The organism is Ereboglobus luteus (genome assembly GCF_003096195.1).
GTDB lineage: Bacteria > Verrucomicrobiota > Verrucomicrobiia > Opitutales > Opitutaceae > Ereboglobus > Ereboglobus luteus.
In genome coordinates this window covers 337,396-356,095 of record NZ_CP023004.1, presented here as the reverse complement: position 1 = coordinate 356,095, position 18,700 = coordinate 337,396, and the positions used below count along the sequence as shown (strand labels likewise).

The 18,700-nt window shown below is 60.4% G+C and carries 18 protein-coding genes; 12 read left to right on the top strand and 6 right to left on the bottom strand.

Translation table 11 applies throughout. The features are described 5' to 3' along the window. The first annotated feature begins 101 nt into the window (after positions 1 to 101). The 4 genes from CKA38_RS01495 to CKA38_RS01480 all read left to right on the top strand — a co-directional run bounded on the left by CKA38_RS01495 (position 102) and on the right by CKA38_RS01480 (position 5,072). The gene (locus CKA38_RS01495) at positions 102 to 1,274 is read left to right on the top strand and encodes an aldo/keto reductase (RefSeq protein WP_108823917.1); all 1,173 of its coding nucleotides are present in this window, start codon (positions 102 to 104) and stop codon (positions 1,272 to 1,274) included. Between the two features lie 79 nt (positions 1,275 to 1,353). Further along, complete coding sequence (locus tag CKA38_RS01490) at positions 1,354 to 2,226, top strand: DUF6599 family protein (protein WP_108823916.1); 873 nt, start codon at positions 1,354 to 1,356, stop codon at positions 2,224 to 2,226. A 204-nt stretch (positions 2,227 to 2,430) separates the two neighbouring features. Beyond that, positions 2,431 to 3,435, top strand: coding sequence for a DUF362 domain-containing protein (locus tag CKA38_RS01485; protein ID WP_236919093.1), 1,005 nt, complete (start codon positions 2,431 to 2,433; stop codon positions 3,433 to 3,435). A 377-nt stretch (positions 3,436 to 3,812) separates the two neighbouring features. Then, complete coding sequence (locus CKA38_RS01480) at positions 3,813 to 5,072, top strand: 6-phosphofructokinase (RefSeq protein ID WP_108823914.1); 1,260 nt, start codon at positions 3,813 to 3,815, stop codon at positions 5,070 to 5,072. A gap of 149 nt (positions 5,073 to 5,221) precedes the next feature. On the opposite strand, the gene CKA38_RS01475 is transcribed toward CKA38_RS01480, so the two are convergent. The 5 genes from CKA38_RS01475 to CKA38_RS01455 all read right to left on the bottom strand — a co-directional run bounded on the left by CKA38_RS01475 (position 5,222) and on the right by CKA38_RS01455 (position 11,012). Next, complete coding sequence (locus tag CKA38_RS01475) at positions 5,222 to 6,865, bottom strand: YhjD/YihY/BrkB family envelope integrity protein (protein ID WP_236919092.1); 1,644 nt, start codon at positions 6,863 to 6,865, stop codon at positions 5,222 to 5,224. A 27-nt stretch (positions 6,866 to 6,892) separates the two neighbouring features. Continuing rightward, positions 6,893 to 7,519, bottom strand: coding sequence for a DUF4339 domain-containing protein (locus CKA38_RS01470; RefSeq protein ID WP_108823913.1), 627 nt, complete (start codon positions 7,517 to 7,519; stop codon positions 6,893 to 6,895). 82 nt (positions 7,520 to 7,601) lie between these two features. After that, positions 7,602 to 9,380, bottom strand: coding sequence for an arginine--tRNA ligase (gene argS / locus CKA38_RS01465; protein ID WP_108823912.1), 1,779 nt, complete (start codon positions 9,378 to 9,380; stop codon positions 7,602 to 7,604). Between the two features lie 101 nt (positions 9,381 to 9,481). Then, positions 9,482 to 10,360, bottom strand: a complete 879-nt coding sequence (locus CKA38_RS01460) for a hypothetical protein (protein ID WP_108823911.1) — start codon at positions 10,358 to 10,360, stop codon at positions 9,482 to 9,484. 109 nt (positions 10,361 to 10,469) lie between these two features. Beyond that, the gene (locus tag CKA38_RS01455) at positions 10,470 to 11,012 is read right to left on the bottom strand and encodes a hypothetical protein (protein ID WP_152032610.1); all 543 of its coding nucleotides are present in this window, start codon (positions 11,010 to 11,012) and stop codon (positions 10,470 to 10,472) included. Positions 11,013 to 11,210: 198 nt separating this feature from the next. Here CKA38_RS01455 and CKA38_RS01450 point away from each other — a divergent pair, with 198 nt between their 5' ends. Then, on the top strand, positions 11,211 to 12,734 hold the full coding sequence (locus tag CKA38_RS01450; protein WP_108826345.1) for a sigma-54-dependent transcriptional regulator: 1,524 nt from the start codon (positions 11,211 to 11,213) through the stop codon (positions 12,732 to 12,734). A gap of 24 nt (positions 12,735 to 12,758) precedes the next feature. Here the strand turns inward: CKA38_RS01450 and hemG are convergent, their stop codons facing one another. Beyond that, positions 12,759 to 14,162: a protoporphyrinogen oxidase gene (hemG, locus tag CKA38_RS01445; RefSeq protein ID WP_108823909.1), complete on the bottom strand. Its 1,404-nt coding sequence runs from the start codon at positions 14,160 to 14,162 to the stop codon at positions 12,759 to 12,761. 113 nt (positions 14,163 to 14,275) lie between these two features. Here hemG and rpmH point away from each other — a divergent pair, with 113 nt between their 5' ends. The 7 genes from rpmH to CKA38_RS01415 all read left to right on the top strand — a co-directional run bounded on the left by rpmH (position 14,276) and on the right by CKA38_RS01415 (position 18,700). Further along, complete coding sequence (gene rpmH / locus CKA38_RS01440) at positions 14,276 to 14,413, top strand: 50S ribosomal protein L34 (RefSeq protein WP_108823908.1); 138 nt, start codon at positions 14,276 to 14,278, stop codon at positions 14,411 to 14,413. A 52-nt stretch (positions 14,414 to 14,465) separates the two neighbouring features. Next, positions 14,466 to 14,852 (top strand): ribonuclease P protein component, encoded by a 387-nt coding sequence (rnpA, locus tag CKA38_RS01435; RefSeq protein ID WP_108823907.1) that lies wholly within the window; start codon positions 14,466 to 14,468, stop codon positions 14,850 to 14,852. Further along, complete coding sequence (gene yidD / locus CKA38_RS01430) at positions 14,849 to 15,145, top strand: membrane protein insertion efficiency factor YidD (RefSeq protein WP_236919091.1); 297 nt, start codon at positions 14,849 to 14,851, stop codon at positions 15,143 to 15,145. The genes rnpA and yidD overlap by 4 nt, the downstream gene beginning before the upstream one ends. Positions 15,146 to 15,192: 47 nt before the next feature. After that, positions 15,193 to 15,420: a hypothetical protein gene (locus CKA38_RS15190; RefSeq protein WP_152032609.1), complete on the top strand. Its 228-nt coding sequence runs from the start codon at positions 15,193 to 15,195 to the stop codon at positions 15,418 to 15,420. Then, positions 15,360 to 17,012, top strand: coding sequence for a YidC/Oxa1 family insertase periplasmic-domain containing protein (locus CKA38_RS01425; RefSeq protein ID WP_108823906.1), 1,653 nt, complete (start codon positions 15,360 to 15,362; stop codon positions 17,010 to 17,012). The genes CKA38_RS15190 and CKA38_RS01425 overlap by 61 nt, the downstream gene beginning before the upstream one ends. Before the next feature lie 77 nt (positions 17,013 to 17,089). Next, complete coding sequence (locus CKA38_RS01420; RefSeq protein ID WP_108823905.1) at positions 17,090 to 17,806, top strand: YebC/PmpR family DNA-binding transcriptional regulator; 717 nt, start codon at positions 17,090 to 17,092, stop codon at positions 17,804 to 17,806. A gap of 105 nt (positions 17,807 to 17,911) precedes the next feature. Next, positions 17,912 to 18,700, top strand: coding sequence for a WecB/TagA/CpsF family glycosyltransferase (locus CKA38_RS01415; RefSeq protein ID WP_108826343.1), 789 nt, complete (start codon positions 17,912 to 17,914; stop codon positions 18,698 to 18,700).

The window sequence follows — 18,700 nt, the reverse complement described above, 5'->3', positions numbered from 1 at the left end:
ACCATAGGCGAAAATTTGACCAGCGGTTCCGCGGGCACGGGCCCAAATCCGTCGCCGGGTAAAAAACAACTCCAACAAAATCCCCCTCGTTCATAAGTATTATGAAAAAAAACATAAACCGCCGTCGTTTTCTCAGTCATGCCGCAACCGGAGGCGCGGGCCTGATTCTGTCATCCGCACTGCGCGCGCAATCTTCCACCGGTGAAAAACCCGCCGCGCCGCAGTCGCCGAAATTCGAGGTTCGCCCCCTCGGCAAAACCGGCATCAAGCTCCCCATCCTCAGCATGGGCGTGATGAGAGCCGACAATCCCAACCTCGTCAGGGCGGCCCTGCGCAACGGTGTTGTGCATTTCGACACGGCGCACGGTTACCAGCGGGGCAACAACGAAACCATGCTTGGCAAGGTGCTCAAGGACGTGCCGCGCGACCGGTTTGTCGTTGCCACGAAAATCAATGTCCGCCGGGAAATCTTCAACGACAACGCCCCGGAGATTTTCATGGAAAAGTTCAACACGAGCATGGAGCGCCTCGGGCTTGAATACGTGGACATCCTGTATCTCCACGGTGTCAACTCCGAGAAGGCCGTGCTTCACGAACCGATCCACAAAGTCATGCAAGCCCTGAAAAAACAGGGGCGCATCAAGCACTGCGGCGTCTCCACGCACGACAAGGAGCCCGAGGTCATCGACGCCGTTATCAAAAGCAAATTTTACGAGGTCGTGCTCACGGCGTATAATTTTAAGAAACAGCAAAGCCTCGATATAAAATCCGCCATCGCCCGCGCCGCCGCCGCCGGCATCGGCGTCGTCGCGATGAAAACAATGGCCGGCGCAAAAGACATAAACGTGTCCGCCGCGCTCAAGTGGGCGTTGCAGGACAAAAACGTGACCACGGCGATTCCCGGCTACACAAACTTCGACGAGCTCGACGTGTGCCTCGAGTCCGCCGCCAGCCTCGCCTACACGCCCGAGGAAAAAGCGTTCATCGACGGCGGCAAAAAAGTCGCCTCGCTCTACTGCACGCAATGCCACGGATGCGACGGCCAGTGCCCTCAAAATCTGCCGATCCCCGACCTCATGCGCGCCTACATGTATGCGCACGGTTATCGCCAGCCCGGCCTCGCCAAGGAAACCATCACCGAGCTCAGCCTGCCCGACAATCCCTGCGGCGATTGTGAAACCTGCACCGTGAACTGCCGCTCCGGGTTCCTCGTTGCCGACAAAATCCGCGACATCTCCCGCATTCGCAACGTGCCCGACGAGTTTTTGGTATAATCAAATCGCGGAGAACACTGAGTCCACCCGTCCTGCCAGTCCCATCGGGTTCATCGGTCGCATGGGACATCCTCACGCCATGAAAAAAAACATCCTCGCATCATTTGTTTTCCCTGTCGTTTTCGCAACGCTCGCATTCGCCCAAACCCCGAAAGAGCTCGTCGCCATGCTGCCGAAAATCGACGGCTGGACGCTTTCCCAGGAAGTTGAGGTTTTCACCGGCGACAATCTTTTCGACCGCATCAACGGCGCGGCCGAGGGATATCTAAAGTGCAATTTTGCCGAGATGACCTCCGTCGATTACACAAAAAACGGCACTGAAAAATACGTGACGCTGCAAATGTATCGCCACGCCACGCCGTTCGACGCCTTTGCCATTTATTCCGCCGAGCGCTCGCCGGGGCCAACATTTCTCCAAATCGGCGCCGAGGGATATCGTGCCGCCGGCCTGGTCTATTTTTTATCCGGCAGCATGTATGTGAAAGTGACGACCTCCGACGACAACCCGGAGACCGCGGCCATGATGGAAAAAATCGCGCGCACGCTTGCCCCAAAAATCGACCCCGCCGCCGCGCTTCCCGCAATATTGAAGGCGTTTCCGCGGGAGAACAAACGGGCGCTTTCCGAGACCTACATCGTTGACAGTTTTCTCGGCCACAAATTCATGCTTCCCGCATGGCGCGCCACCTATGACAAGGGCGGAAAAGAATATAACATGTTTGTCATCGACGGAAAAACGAAGGCGGGGATTGAAAAACTGCTCGGCGACTACGCAAAATTTAACAGGCAAAAATCCACGCCCCAAGAAGGCGCGTTTGTGACGCCAGACCGTTTCAACGGCGACATCCCGATGCTCTGGCGCGGTCAATACCTCTTCGGCATCACCAACGACAGCGGCGCCGACATCGATGCGAGCGCGCTTTTGAGGCAGCTTGCGGATGCCGTGAAGTAGGGTAGGGGGGGCGTCCAGCGCGCGCCCACGCATGCGAAAAACTGCGTCCGCGCGCCTCCGCAAAACCGTGCGCGCCGGCGCATACGATTTCCCTTTTAACCCAAAATGCATTCTGGCATTAAGCATTGATTCACGAAACTTTTCCTCCCGGTAGGCGACTTATCTTTTCTCATGCGATTTTTAAGAGCGATCCTGTTTTCCACAATGACACTGGCCGCGGCGGCGTTTGCGCGCGCGGCTGACGCGCCGGCGCCGTCCGGGTTGACTCCCGTGTGGGAGGCGACGCTGCCCAAGTTCGACGCGGGCGCCTACGACGCCAAGGTCGAGCTCATGCTCTCGAAGTATGAGGAAAGCACCGGACGCAAACTCGCGCCGGGGCCGAAGAAAAAAGTGGGCCTCAAAATTTACACGGATTCGGGCCCGGGCATGGCGACGCCCATCGCGCTGGTGAAGGCGGTTATTGCCGCAATGGAAAGGCGCGGATTTGAAACGGAAAATATTTTCATCGTCGGGTTGAACCAGTTGCGCCTGCGCATGACCGGATACCTGCCGGCATACGCGCAGGGTGATTATCCGTTCAAGGGGCACCCGGTTTACGTGCTGGAGTCCGGCCGGTATTACGATCCGGTTTGGTTTTACGACAGCCCGCTGCCATCGCGTTTCGATTCGATTTTTGCGGAGAAAAGCGTGGAGGACCAAAATCCGAACACGACCAGGGAGCAGGACCGCAAGAGCTTCCTTGCCACGCCGCTGTTTCTCGACGCGGATTTTTGGATAAACCTGCCGGTGTTCACCGACCATCAGATTCTCGGCATCAACGGCTCGCTGGTAAACGCGACGCTTTGGAACGCGAGCAACACGGCGCGCTTTTTCCGCAGTCCGGCCAACGCGCCCGCTGCGGTTGCTGAGATGAGCGCGATCCCCGAGCTCCGCCAGACGTGGGCGCTCACGATTGCGAGCCTGGAGCACTACCAATACATTGGCGGGCCGTATTTCAACTCGCTCTACACGGTGTCGGAGCCGGTGCTTTGGTTGAGCAGCGACCCGGTGGCGCTCGACTCGATGGTTTTGGAGCGCATCAACCGCTGGCGCGAACGCAACGGCTTCCGCGCGATATCCGAGGACATCCACACGCTAGGTTTCGCCGAAACACTTGGCGTCGGCTCCACACGCATCACGCCCGATCGCGTGATCAATGTGGACAAGTGAGCGGAAAACAGGGGGACCCGTTTACACCAGTCGGCGCAAAGGCTACGTGTCTCGCCATGCCGTGCCGCGCATGTCGTCTGATTGCATGAACGCCTCGTGGAAGGCGAATGCATCTTTCAATTCGGCGGATGTCTGGCTTTTGAGCGTGCGCCATTCGCATCATTGATGACCGTGTTTCAAATTTTTAGCGGGGCAGTTTCGCCGCAACCGTTCTTTTTTTGTTTCCACTCAGCCGGCATACCCGCCCATCCCGAAACGGCAGGTTCTTTTGCGAGCCCCATAGAATTGATTTGCCAGCCAGTGACCGCAGTCGCTTCTTTTATCCCTCACACAATTTTACCAGAACTCAAAACAATCAAATCACATCGCATAATACCATGGCCGAACTCGTAGGAAATGTCTTGGTGGGCCAGTCAGGAGGCCCCACCGCCGTTATCAACGCCAGCGTAGCCGGAGTCGTCTCCGAAGCGCTCAATCATGAGTGCGTCGAGGAAATCTATGGCACGCTCAACGGCGTGCTCGGCATCCTTAATGAGGATTTCATCGATCTCGCCTCTGAATCGCAGCAGGCCATCCGCGGCCTCCGTTACACGCCCGGCGCCGCGCTCGGCACCTGCCGTTACAAGCTCAAGAAACAACAGGACTTCGAGCGCGTGCTCGAAGTGTTCAAGGCGCACAACATCCGCTACTTCTTCTACGCGGGCGGCAACGACTCGCAGGACACCGCCGACAAGATCTCCAAACTCGCCCAGGAGCAAAACTACGACCTGCGCGTGATCGGTATTCCCAAGACCATCGACAATGACCTGCCCGTCACCGACCACTGCCCCGGCTACGGTTCCGTCATCAAGCACATCTGCTCCACCGTTCGCCAAGTCGCGTGCGACAACGAGGCCATGGGCCAGCACGACCTCGTGCAAATCATCGAAGTCATGGGCCGCAACGCGGGCTGGATTGCCGCCGGTGCCGCGCTCGCCAAGCGCCGCGACCAGCCCAACGATCCCCCTCACCTCATCTATTTGCCCGAGGTCGCCTTCTCGACCGAGAAGTTCGTCGGCGATGTGCAACGCGTTCTCCAGCGTGAAAAATACTGCATGATCGTCGTCGGCGAGGGCCTCATCGACGCGGACGGCAACTATGTTTCCGCCGATGACAAAACCGACGCCTTCGGCCATGCCCAGCTCGGTGGCGCGGCCGACTACCTGAAGGGTCTTGTCGAACAAAACTTCCCGACCGTGAAATGCCGCACCGTCAAGCTCGGCATGGCGCAGCGCGCCGCGGTCATTGGCGGTTCGAAAGCCGATGCCGACGAGGCCTATCTCGCGGGACAAGCCGCGGTCAAGGCCGCCGTCGTCGAAGGCGAGACCGACAAAATGGTCACGCTCCTGCGCGGCGACACCGACCACTACAGCTGCGAAACCGGACTCGCCCCGCTCAGCGACATTGCCAACGGCGTGAAGAAACTCCCCCGCGAGTGGATCAACGAGGACGGCGTGAGCATGAGCAACCAGTTCATCCGCTACGCGCAACCGCTCATTCAGGGCGAAACCGTCGTTCCCTACGAAAACGGCCTGCCCGCCTTCGTGAAACTCGAAAAAGTGCGCGTGGACAAAGCGCTTCCCGCATACGAAATCTGAGTCGGCGGTAAACACTACGCATGCTTAATCCTCTCTCAAAGCGCCGCTAAACGCGGCGCTTTTTTTGCGGGTGGATTGTCCCGGCGCGTCCCGTTTCTGCGTAAATCGACTTGAATCGACTCAAGTCGATTTATTCCGGCTCAAGTTGCTCAGCCTTGGGCCGGCTTGAGTTTTTCTCCGAGTGCAAAGGGCGGGTGCGTGCCGTCGATCGGATTATCGGCGAAGAGCTGTTCGAGCGTTTTGGTGAAAACCGGTTCGCGATTTATCGCCTTGATCGCGGCGTGATACTGCGCGCTCACGGGATCAATGCTGTCGAGCAGCATGCCCGAGGGATCCTCGCCGATGTTCTCAAAGAGCTCCTTGAACTCGCCGAGCGTGATGCGGTTGAGCGGCCGCGCCGGTTGATACAGGTAATCCGACGCCGCCTCGCGTTTGGCCGGCGGCGGCACGGCCGAGATCAGCCCGAGATCCTTCAAGCGGTTGAGGCATTCGTTCAGGATTTGCGCGGGCGCCTTGATCGTGTCGCCGAGTTGCGAAACGGTGCACGGTGGCATGCACGCCTGGAAACGCCGCGCGATGGTGAGCAGCACGATGAGCGTGAGGCGTTCGCGCCGGGTGAACGACAGCGTGCCCCAGGCGATCTGGCTGTTGCGGAAATGCACGTTTTGCACGGCATAGCTCACCTGCCCGCCGATGAGCACGATCATCCAAAACACATACAGGCCGAGCATGAGCACGGGCAGCACGCCGAGCGAGCCGTAGAGGCTTTGCGTGATTTCGATGCGGCGAAAATACGCGAATGCGATCAGGTTGTTGCCGACGAGCAGCACCGACATGGTGATGGAGCCGGCGAGCGCCGCGCGCCAATACACGCGCGTGTTGGGAATGAAGCGGTAAAAAAGAGTGAGCGCCCCAAGCGCGAGCACGGCGATGACCGCGGGCATGACAAAATTTGCGGCGGCGATCATCTGCGCACCAAAGGGGATTTTTTCGCGGAAGAAGTTCTCGAAAGTCGCCGCCGAGAGCGTGGTGATGGCGACCGAAAAGATGATCGTGCCAAGCGTGAGAATCGTCCAATAGAACACGACGCGCGTGAGCCACGAGCGCGTTCGTCGCACGCCCCAAATGTCGTTGAACACATCCTCGATCGCGCCGAAGAGAAAAATCACAATCGTGATCAGAGTGATCGCGCTGATGCCGCCGATGGTGCCGGAGCGGGCGTTGGTGATAAAGTTGTTGATGAGGCGGACGATTTCGGGGCGAACCTTGCGCTGCGCCGTGTCGGGTTGCGCGGGGGTGGATGGTGCTGTGGATGTTTTTTCAGCAACTGTGACGGCGGAGGATGGAGCGGGCTCCGAAGGCGCCGGGGCGGGTGATGCGGCGGTGGATTGTGTTTGGGTGCCGGGGCGCTCGGCGGAGTTTCTGGTGCGCCCATTGCGGCGGTTTTGCTGGCGGATTTCCTCGTAGTGATCGACCTGCGGCGCGACGAACTTGATCGCGTCGTTGAGTTTGTTCGCGATCATGTCGGGATCCTGGTCCTTGAGCACAAAGCCGGCGACCATTACCGCAAGCGCGATGAGCGGCCCGAGGCTGAGCAGCGTGGTGAAGCTCAGGGCGGCGGCGCGCGCAAACGAGCGCGTGGCCAGCGTGCCGGTGATCGTGATCGAGATGACGCGCAGGAGCGCGTAAGCCCAGCCGCGCAGGGATTTTTCCCCCATGTGCGTGGACTGCCAGATTTCCTTTGTGTAGAGGGAGACGGCGCGGTTTTTGAGGAGTATGAGTGAGCGCATCATATTGGTGGGCGCGGCCCGGGGCCGCATTTACGTGAGCAGACAATATGCGAGCGCTGCGAGCGCTGCCAAGCCTGCGATTGTGTTTGCGATGAGCGCGCGCGGAGCGGCGCATGTTGTTGCCAGCCAGAGACAGACCGACGCGATCAACGCGGCAACAAGCGCGCCGGTGTTCGCTTGCAGCCAAAAAAGCGCGCCCAGAAAACCGAGCCCGAGTCCCGTGCGAACGCGGACGAAACGGAAGAATCGCGCGCCAAACACGCCGCAGCACAACGCCATCAAAAGGTCGAGCGCGCCGAGCCAGAAGCATGGGTATTGCAGGAGGGCGTTCGCATTGAGCGCGTCCACACTTTTGAACATGGGGAGCAACAGCGCGAGCGCGCTGCCCGCGAGGAGAACGACAGTGAGTTTCGCCGCGAGCGGAGACGAAGCCGCGGGAAGTGCCGAATTTTTCGCGGTGTTTTTGGGCAGCAACGCGGCCAGTTCGGGCACCTCGAACAGCGATATCCACTGATCGGTGTTGGCGTCGAAGTGGAGCGTGCTCGAATTAAGCCCGCCCGATTCGGCGAGCCGGGAAAGTTGTTCAATCGTGAACGGTCCGCGCGCGTCGGTGTCGGATGGCTGGCGGATGTAATACTCGTGCTGGGAAGGAGGCATTCTTTGTGGCGCAGACCGCCAAGTCTGCTCGTGGTTCGGAAAGGAAGGGAAATCGGCAAAAATGCAGGCTTGGCAGTTTGTGCTACATGCGCTTGAGCGTGCGCACGCCGAGGAGGTTCAGGCCGGTGTTGAGCGTGAGCTGGGTGCGCGCGCAAAGAAGCAGGCGGCGGGCGCGAACCGGCGTGTCGTCAACGAGCACTTTGTCCGCGTTGTTGAACGCGCTGTAATCGCCCGCGAGCTCGTAGAGATAGAGCGCGAGGAAATGCGGGCGGAGTGTGTCGGTGGCGAGGCGAAGCGCGTCGGGAAACTTCACGAGTTTGCGCGCAAGGGCGAGCTCGGTGGGGGTCTCAAGCGGCGAGGCCTCCTTTTCGATTGCGGCCAGGGCTTCCGGCTCGATGCCGGCCTTGCGGAAAATGCTGTGGATGCGCGCGATCGCGTAGAGAAGATACGGCGCGGTGTTGCCGTCGAGGGAGAGCATTTTGTCCCACGAAAAGAGGTAGTCGCTGGAGCGGTTTTGCGAGAGGTCGGCGTATTGCACGGCGCCGATGCCGACGTAGTGCGCAATGGCGCGGCATTCCTCGTCGGTGAATTGCTCGGCCTTGGGGCGGCCCGCGTTTTTTTCGCTCACGATAGTATAGGCGCGTTCCTCGGCCTCGCCAAGGAGTTCCTTCAACTTGATCGTGTCGCCGTCGCGGGTTTTGAGCGGCTTGTTGTTTTCGCCGAGCACGGCGCCGAAAGTGACGTGGGCGAACCGGGGCATGCGGCGTCCGGTTTTGGCGAACCATTTTTCAGCGGTGAGCGCGAGTTGCTCGAAGTGGTCGGACTGGCGGAAGTCGGTGAGGATCACGATGCCGTCGGCGTGGAAATGCTCGACGCGGTAGAGCATGGTGGCGAGGTCGGTGGTGGCGTAGTTCGACGCGCCGTCGCTCTTGCGCACGATGAAGGGTTGTTTCGCGAAGCGCGGATGCTCGGGATGGAAAACGACGAGCGCACCCTGGCTCTCCTCGGCGAGTCCGAGTTTTTGGAGCTCGTCGAGCACGGGTTGGAGTTTGTCGTTGTAGAAACTTTCGCCGAGGTAGTGGTCGAACTTGATGGCGAGCTGCTTGTAGATTTCGTCGAAGGCTTTTTTGCTGACCTCGGAAAACAGTTTCCAGAGTTCGAGGCTGTCGTAGTCGCCGCGCTGGAGTTTCACGAGTTCCTGGCGCGCCTCCTCGAGTTCGGGCGAGCCGTCGGGCGTGGCTTCGTTGCCGAGTTTGTAGAGGCGCTCGAGCTCGGAGATCGGATCGCGCGCGAGGGCGTCCTTGTCGAGCCAGCGCTTGTAACCGTAGATGAGTTTTCCGAACTGCGTGCCCCAGTCGCCGAGGTGGTTGTCGCGGATTACTTTTGCGCCGCTGAACTCAAGCAGCCGGCAAATCGCCTCGCCGATCACGGCCGAGCGCAGATGGCCGACGTGCATTTGCTTGGCGGTGTTGGGCGAGGAATAATCGACGACCCATGTCTGCCCCGCGTAGGCGGACGAGGCGCCGGACGAAAGTTTTTCGATGGAGTCGTAAGTGTTGAGCCAGTCGAAAAGCGCTGCGGGCTTGAGCGTGAAGTTGATGAACCCGGGGCCGGCAATGGCGGTGTCGAAGCGGGCTTTGATTTCGTCGGGGAGCGCGGCGATGATTTGTTCGGCGAGCGCGCGCGGGTTTTGTTTGTTGCGTTTTGCGAAGGCGAGGACGCCGTTGGCCTGAAAGTCTCCGTTGCGCGGATCGGCGGTGCGCACTTCGGGCGCGAAACTTGCCGCGTCGATGCCTGCGGCGGCGACGGCGGTTTTCATGGCGGCGTCGATATCCGCCGCAATATTGAACGAAACGTGCATCCGTTTAAAAGACGGGCAGGAAGGGCGGGGCGGCAACTAGAAAAATTCGCGGAAATCCCCATGGTAATAAAATCCCCAAACCCAACCCGCCGGGATTTTCCCTACTTGGCGTTTTTCGATTTCTTCGGGGTCTTTGGATTCGGTTTTTTCCTTGGCGCGGGTTTCACGTCGGTGCCGGAGATGACGTATTCCACGACCTCGGCCTCGCCAAGCGTGACCTTGCCCTTCTTGAGCTTGTTGCGCAGCTCGACCGGATAGCCGTCCGCGCCAAACGAGCTTGCGCCGACTTCCAGCATTCGCGGTATCGCCTCGGTGAGCGGCGCCGAGCCGCGGCCCGTGTTGTAAATGCTCAGGCGCGTGCGCCACAGCATTGTCTGACGGCGGGGTTTGCCTGCTTTCAGCGCCGCATAGTCGTATGCGCCGAAAAGAATAAAGTAACGTCCGTCGCTCAAATCCGGCAGGTTGTATTTGCGGTCAAAGCTGTGCGGGCTCAGGTCCATTTTGTTCGTGCTGACGATGCCCAGCATTTCCGCCGTGTTGCGTTGCGTCGTGGCGGTTCCCCCCTCTTCGCCCAACTCCATTTCCATTTCGTCGGCGTTGATGCTGCCCCAGCTGTAAACAATGAGCAGCGACGGCTCCGGATGGTCCTTGTCGATTTCGAGGTAGTGCTGCGATGCGAGCGCCTTCTTCACGTGCGGCGCGACCTCCTCCTTCTTCGGAATTGTTTCGCCCGCGTAAACCGCGCCCAGTTCCATCGGCCCCGCCGTGTATATTATGCAATAGTAAGGTTTCTCCGCGGTCGGCGGCACAAAGTTTTTCCCCTCGGCGGTGCGGTCCGGCGCCACGAGCACATCGATGTCGCCTTTTGCCGCGCGCAATGTTCCCTCCGGCAAAAGCAGGGTCGCAATTGCCGCCAGCCCGATTGCGATTTTTGGGAAAACTCCGCAACGCTGCCGAACCAAGGAAGGGAACGTGTTCATGTGGGTTGTTGCGGAGATTGAGAGCGTATTGTCCCGACGGCTGCAAGCCCGCGTGACGATGAAAAACGGCGCGCGATTGTGTTCCGGCTGCGGCTGGATTGCGCTCCGCTTATTCCCGCGCGTTTAGCGGCACTTCACCGCCGAGCAGGCGCAGGGTCACAAAATCCGCCGCCTTGCCGTTGAACTCAAGCCGGGCCTTTTCCTTCGCCATCGCGGGAACCGTGACGTTCATCGGCGCGCGTTGCACACGGGCGACATAACCGGACTTGTCGAGAAGCATGACTTGGTCGGATGCCGCGAGTCCGCTCACACGGATTGGCGCGTCCGTTTCGTTTGCCAGGCCGAGTGTTACGATCACCGTGCCCTGCGCCTCGTCGTCCTCCACTCCCAGAATTTCAAAACTCACCTTGCCTTGCATTTCGGCAAAAGTCGTTGCCACGCTCGCACCGTCCACGCCCGTGGTTTGTTTGCGTCCCTCGTCAATGCCCTCGGAGATGCCGGAGAAAACACCCTTGGCTGTTTCGACAGTTTTTTTTGTCACCGAGCCGACGGCCTTCTTGGTCGTGTTCCCGCTCGGACAACCGGTCAGCGCCAGTATCGCAAATCCCGCGGTCAGGGCTGCAAAACACTTATTGAGCAATGGTTTTTTCATGGCGTGTTCTTTGCCCGCTTCAGCTTTGCCGAGAAAGAAAAAAATGCGCGGATGAAAAATACGCGGCATTTTCCACTCCCAAAAAATCGTAAAACTGATCTGAACTTGCAGCAATTGCGCTTATTATTACGCCAAACGGCGTTCGATAATTTGACTAACCGCGCGGGCCGGTGTCATTTGCAAGCGTCCGAAACCGTCATGCCTGAAAACTCCGCCACCGCCGCCAGCCCATCCGCGCCCCCCGTCATCCTTCTCATCGACGATGATGCCGAGGTGCGCTATTCCCTCTCCCGCGTGCTTTCCTCGCGCAACTACAACATCGTCGAGGCCGCCAGCGGCGAGCAGGGCATCGACATTGTCAAAAAATCTCCGCCCGCCCTTGTCTTTCTTGATGTGCGCATGGGTGGCATGAGCGGCATCGAGGCGCTCCAGCACATCCGCTCCGTAAACCCGCAGCAAATGGTCATTCTCATGACCGCCTTCGGCACCGCGCAAACCGCCATCGAGGCCATGAAATACGGCGCGTTTGATTACATCATGAAACCCTTCGATCCGCAGAAGGTGATCACGCTTGCCGAAAACGCGCTCAAGGCTCGCGCCGACATCCGCGCTGCGAGCGATTACAAACCCACTATCACCAGCGACGATTTTAAGGAGGGCATTGTCGGCAGTTCGCAACCCATGCAGGACGTGTTCAAGATCATCGGGCAAGTCACCGCCAGCGATGTCACCGTGATGATCACTGGCGAAAGCGGCACCGGCAAGGAGCTCGTCGCGCGCTCCATTTGGAAGCACAGTCACCGCGCCAAAAAGCCTTTCATCGCCGTCAACTGCGCCGCTATTCCTGACAACCTCATTGAGAGCGAACTCTTCGGCCATGAAAAAGGCTCCTTCACCGGCGCGACCAACCAGCGCATCGGCAAGTTTGAACTTTGCGACGGCGGCACGATCTTTCTCGATGAAATCGGCGACATGGCCCCGGCCACGCAGACAAAGATCCTGCGCGTGCTCCAGCAGGGTGAAATCCAGCGCGTCGGCGGCGGCGAAACCATCAAGGTCGACGTTCGCATCCTCGCCGCCACGAACAAGGACCTCGAGGCCATGATTCGCGAAAAAACATTTCGCGAGGATCTCTACTACCGCCTCAACGTCGTGCGCATTCGCATTCCCGCGCTTCGCGACCGGCCGGACGACATTCCGCAACTCGTCGATTTTTGCGTGCAAAACCTCGCCCGCCAAAAAAAGACCCGCGCGCGCAAGGTTTCCCCCGAGGCGATGTCCGTGCTCACCCGCCATCGCTGGCCGGGCAACGTGCGCGAACTCGAAAACACAATCTATCGCAGCGCCGTCATCGCCCAGGGCGACACAATCCTCCTGAAAGACCTGCCGCAGGAAGTGCGAGACGCCGTGGAAAAAATGCGAAACGCGGATCTCGAAGCGCGGAATGAAACACACTCCGGCGCTCCGGCGTCCGAATCCGTGATGCCGGCGGCGTCCGCGGCAAACAAATCCGGACCGTCGTTCACAACCGAACGCGCGCTGGATTTCCTGTGCGAAACCCTTTCCGAATCCGACGAACCCATTCTCGCACGGTTGGAACGCGAAATGATCATTCGCGTGCTCAAGGCCGAAAACGGAAACACTGTGCGCACGTCCGAAAAACTTGGCATCACGCGCGCCACCTTGCGCAAACGGCTCGACGAATACGGACTAAAACCGTAGCGCGGCGCGGCTAGGCGGTCTGTGTCACATGGTCGATTCGGCGCGTTTTACGCCGGAGGCGACGCATGCGGGGACGGCGATGCCGTCGCGAACATTGCCAGCGATGACCAGGCCGGGGTGCGCTTGCTCAAATTCGTCGATCAACGACAGGTATTTTTCGTGACCGACGTTGTATTGCGGAATCGCGCGCTGGTGCGTGGTGAGTTTCTGGAAGACGGGTGCGCCCTGAATGCCGAGCAGTTTTCCAAGAGGCGGACTCACAAGATCAACAAGCTGTTGCTCGCCCAGGCTTGCGAGTCCCGGCTGGCGCGTGCCGCCGATCATCACGGTGAGCGCCGCGTGACCCGGCGGGGTGCGTCCGGCGAAGAGGCTGCTGCTGAACAGCACGCCGAGGAACGGCAGCTTCTCGACTTCCGGCACGAGCGCGCCGAACCCGTCGAGCGGATGCGCGATTTGCTCGCGCTTGTAGCCAAGGAAAAGCGAGGCGAGCGGCGGCGAGGCGATTTCGCCGAGCTCGGAGAGCGGTGCGAAAAATTCGTCGGGACGCGCGGCATCGGGCGCGATTTGCAGCGCGGCGAGCGCGTGGGGCGGGATGGCGAGCAGCACCTTGGTGAATGTTTCCGTTTGCGCGGCGCCGTCGCGCATCCAGCGGACGAGCCAGCGCGGTTCGGACGCGCCACTGCTTTCACAGCGCGAGATTGATTTGATGCGCGCGCCGGTTTCGAGGGCCGAGTTTGGCAGTTGCGCGGCGAGCGCGTCGGGCAATTCCTGCAGGCCGTTTTGGAACGAAAGCATTTCGGCCTTCGGAATGCCGGCCTTGCGGCGGGCGCGCATCTGGGCGATTTGTCCGCGGACGATCGAGCCATGCGAGCGCTCCGCTTCCCAAATGAAGGGCATGGCGTGGCGCGCGGAGAGTTTTTCCGGATCGCCCGCGTAGATGCCCGCGACCATGGGGTTGAGCGCGTAATCGATAAATTCGTTTCCGTAGTGCGCGCGCGCGAGTTCGGCGAGCGGGAGATCCTCCGTTCGGTTGCGCGGGCGCGAAAAGAAAAAGTCGCGCGCGATGCGCCATTTTAAGTTGAACGAAACAATACTCGTGGTGGCCGCGCCGAACGCCGATGTGGGCAGCGCCATGAGTTTTCCGTTGCGCACGATGAATCGTTTTTTGGAGAGCGGGTCGGGGCGCAGGCGGCTTTGGGCGAGCCCGGGGAGGTCGAGGTAGCGCTTGAATTCGTTTGTCTTGTCCAGCACGGTGTTGGGGCCGGTTTCGATGAGCCAGCCCTCCGGCGTGCGTTCGCTGCGGATGGAGCCGCCGAGCTGGCCCGACGCCTCGAAAAGGCGGACGCGGCGGGTTTCACTGGCGAGATGGTAGGCGGCGGCGAGTCCCGTGATGCCTCCGCCCACGACGGCGATGGACTGGTTGCTCATTTTGCGTGGAGGGGTAATGCACGGGACGCGTTGGGGGGCACGCAACAAAAAAACATATTTCCGCTTTACACCCGTCACATTGTCCGGTCACATTTCTCCCTTTTCGACTAATCATGCAACCTACATTCCGTCCACATCGCAAGAAGCGCGCCCGCCAGATCGGTTTCCGCGCGCGCAAGTCCACCAAGGGTGGCCGCAAAGTCCTCGCAAACCGCCGTCGCGTCGGCCGCAAACGCCTGACCGTGGTTTGATTCCGTCGCGTTCCGCATCTCGATATCCAACGCGACTTAACTTGCCGGCATCATGCGTTTCCGCCCCGAACAACATGTGCGGCGGCAACGCGACTTCCGCAACCTGCGGGAAAAGGGCCGCCGCTTCGAATGCGGCGGCTTTGCGTTTTGGTATTACAAACGCCCGGACGACGACTCCTCCGAAATCCCGGCGCCCGTCGTTCGCGTCGGAGTGGTCGCCTCTTACGCGGCGGTCGGAAACGCCGTTGCCCGCGCGCGCGCCAAGCGCCGGCTGCGCGAAATTTTTCGCCAACACCAGCAACTCGTTCCGCCCGGCCACGACATCCTGCTCGTCGCCCGCCGCTCGATCAACAAAACGGATTTTCCCGTGATCGGGCAAAAATTTGCCGACGCCTGCCGCAGGGCTTTTCAGAAACAACCAACCGAAACCAAACCGTGAAACCAACCAGGCTGCGCAAGGCGCTCACCGCGCCCTTCCTGTTTTTGATCGCCGTTTACCAGCGCGTCATTTCGCCCGCGCTGCACGTGGTCGCGGGTCCCGCGTTTGGGTGCCGGTTTCATCCCACTTGCTCGTGTTATGCCGCCGAGGCGCTCCGCGCGCACGGTTTGTTGCGCGGACTCGCGCTGGCGGCGTGGCGTCTGTTGCGTTGCTCGCCGTTGAGCGCGGGCGGTCTTGACCCGGTGCCTCCACCCGCGCCGCGCCGCCGGCCCCGCTGCGAGCGCGTCGCCTGAATCTTTCTCACAAAACCAAACACTCTCTCCCAAAAAACGTTCGTATAATGGATAAAAAAAACCTCTTCATCGGCATAGTGCTGCTGGTCGCCGCATTCGGGCTCATGCAATACACGGGCTCGCGCAACACGCCGAGCCAGCAACCGCCGCCGCCCGCGCAGCAACCCGCGACCACCGGCGCGCCCGGTTCCGCCGTGCCGCCCCCGCGCCCGGCATGCAGAGCAACGCGACCTTCGCCCCGGTTGCCTCCGCCTACGAAGACGCGCGCTACGTGACGCTTTCGAACGACTACATCCAGGCGCGCTTCACCAATTTCGGCGGCGCGCTTGAGGACATTGCCTTCAAAAAATACGCCGCCGAAAAAAGCAGCGACGAACCCTTCGTTTTCAACGGCAGCCACGCCGACCCGATCTTCGCGTTCACGACCGACGCGTTCACGTCGAAAAAACTCGACCGTCATGTGTCCTACGAACTCGTTTCGCAATCGGCCACCGAGGTTGTTTACCGCACGGTTTTTGAAAACCGCATCGAGGTGCTGCGCCGCTACACAATCGTGCCCTCCGGCGCGCCCGAGGCCGCGGGCGATCCCTACATCATCCGCCACGAGCTCACGCTCCGCAATCTCACCGGGGAGGCCGTGCCCATGCCGGCGTTTTCCTTCAACATCGGCACGGCGTCGCCCGTCAACGAGCGCGACAACGGCATGTATTTGACCAGTGGATACAACAACGGCGAGAAATCGAAGTTCATCGAGCGCTCCAAGCTCGCCGGCGGCAGCGGCTTCCTCGGCTTCGGGGCCAGCGCCCCCGTCCCCTACGTCAGCTCGCCGGAGCAGATCGTATGGGCCTCCGTGAGCAACCAGTTCTTCACCGGCCTGCTCACGCCCGACCAGCCCGGACGCGGCATGATCACGCGCCGCATTGAGCTGCCGCCGCTCCGCGGCATGACCACGCCCGCCGTCGGCCTCACCGTGAGCGCGGCGTTCGACGTGCCCGCGCTCGCGCCCAACGCCGAGACCACGCTCGGCTTCAACTATTACGGCGGCCCGAAGGAATACACCCGCATCCGCTCGTTCTCCAAAGTCTCCAAGAAAAACGAGGACGAGGTGCTGCAATTCAGCAGCGGCTTTTACCGGACGATCATGCTCAGCGGGTTTTTCTCGCCGATCATGAACCGGCTCATGGTTTTCATGCACAGCTTTGTCGGCCAGTGGGGCATCGCCATCATCATGATGACGCTGATGCTCAAGTTCGTGACGCTGCCCTTCACGCTCTCCGCGTCGCGCTCCGCCAAGCGCATGCAAAAAGTGCAGCCCGAGATGCAGGCCATCCGCGAGAAATTCAAGGACAACCCGCAAAAGCTCAACCAGGCCACGATGGAGCTCTTCAAGAAGCACCGGGTGAATCCACTCGGCGGCTGCCTGCCGATCTTCATCACGATGCCGCTCTTTGTCGCGTTCTTCTTCATGCTTCAAAGCACCGCCGAGCTCCGTTTTCAGAGCTTCCTGTGGGCGAGTGATCTTTCCGCGCCCGACACCATCGCGCGCCTTCCCTGGCTTAATTTTCCGATCAACATCATGCCGATTCTCATGGGTGCCACGATGATGATCCAGATGCGCCTCACGCCGTCGCCCAGCGTGGACAACATGCAGGTAAAGATAATGAAGTTCATGCCGCTCATGTTCATTGTCTTCTTCTACAACTTCTCCTGCGCGCTCGCGCTCTACTCGACGGTCAACGGCCTGTTCACAATCTGCCAGCAACTCATCGTCAACCGCATGAAGGACAAGGAACCCGCCCCCGCCCCCGCGCCCGCGGCGAAGGGCAAGCGCCCGATGAAAAACGTGACGCCCCCGAAGAAAAAATAAACACGGGCTTCACATTCACCCGATAACATTTCATCATTCGAGAATCACCACTCACCCTAATCCAATATTCCCCCGCCATGGCAGGACACAGTAAATGGGCCAAACTCAAGCACTTCAAGGGCGCGATTGACGCCAAACGAGGCAAAATCTTTTCCCGCATCTCGCGCGATTTGACGCTTGCCGCCAAAGCCGGCGGCGGCGACCCCGACGCAAACCCCCGCCTGCGCACCATCCTCCTGAAGGCGCGCGACGCCAACATGCCCAATGACAACATCGACCGCGCCATCAAGAAAGGCACGGGCGAGCTTCCCGGCGTTTCCTACGAGGACGCCACCTACGAAGGCTACGGCCCCGGCGGCGTGGCGATGATCGTCAAGGTCACCACGGACAACAAGAACCGCGCCGCGGCCGATGTGCGCAGCGTGTTTTCCCGATACGGCGGCAACCTCGCCGGGGCGGGCGCGGTGGCGTTCAATTTCACCCACGCCGGCCAGTTCCTGATCGCGAAGGACAAGACAACCGAGGACCAGCTCATGGAAGTGGCGCTTGACGCCGGCGCGGACGACATCATCACGACCGAGGAAGGCCACGAAGTGCGCTGTCCGATCCCCGCGTTCGACAAAGTTTCGCAAGCGCTGGAGCAGGCGGGAATCAAGCCCGACTCCGCCGAAATCGCCTACATACCGAACAACACGGTGGCGATCGACGCGGGGGTCGCCGAGTCGCTCCAAAAGCTCCACGACGCCCTCGACGAAATCGACGACGTGCAGAGTGTGTTTTCGAACGAGGAGTAAGCGCGCGACCGCTTACTTGCATAGGGCGGAAAATCCGCGCATGCGCACGGGGTGAAATCCAATTGCACGGCGCTGTTGTTTGCGTTTTTTCAATTGGCCGTGGAAATGCCTCCAAAAGTCAATGTGCTCGGCGTGGGCGTCAGCGCCATGAACCTGCGCGTCGCCACCACGCTGCTGCTTGATGCCGCGCGCGCGGGGAGGGGCGGGTATGTGTGTGTGACGGGAGTGCATGGGGTTTCGGAGGCGCAACGGGACGCCGGATTTAAACGCATCCTCAACGACGCATTCTTGAACACGACCGACGGCATGCCGCTGGTCTGGCTGGCAAAATGGCGCGCGGGCGGGGATATCGGTCGCGTCTACGGGCCCGACCTGATGCTTGCGCTCTGCGAGGCGGGCGTGGAGGAGGGGCTCACGCATTTTTTCTACGGAGGCGGCGAGGGCACGGCCGGGTTGCTGGCGGAAAAACTTGGCGCGCGTTTTCCGGGATTGAAAGTCGCGGGCGTCAAGACGCCGCCGTTTCGCGAGCTCGACCCGGCGGAACTCGCCGTGCTGGCCGCGCGCGTGAACATGCTCAAACCGCGCTTTTTTTGGGTCGGGCTGGGCGCGCCGAAGCAGGAAAAATTCATGGCGCAATTCGCCCCGCGCATCGCCGGGTCGGGCACGGTGTTGCTTGGCGTGGGCGCGGCGTTTGACTTTTTGTCGGGCCGCGCGCGGCAGGCTCCGCGCTGGATGCGGCGTTGCGGGCTGGAATGGTTTTTCCGGCTGTGCATGGAGCCGCGCCGGCTTTGGCGTCGCTACTTGATAAATAATCCGCTGTTCGTGCTCAGGGTGACGCTCCAGTTGCTCGGGCTGAAAAGATATCCGCTTGAGGAAACGCCGCGCAAAGGGTAA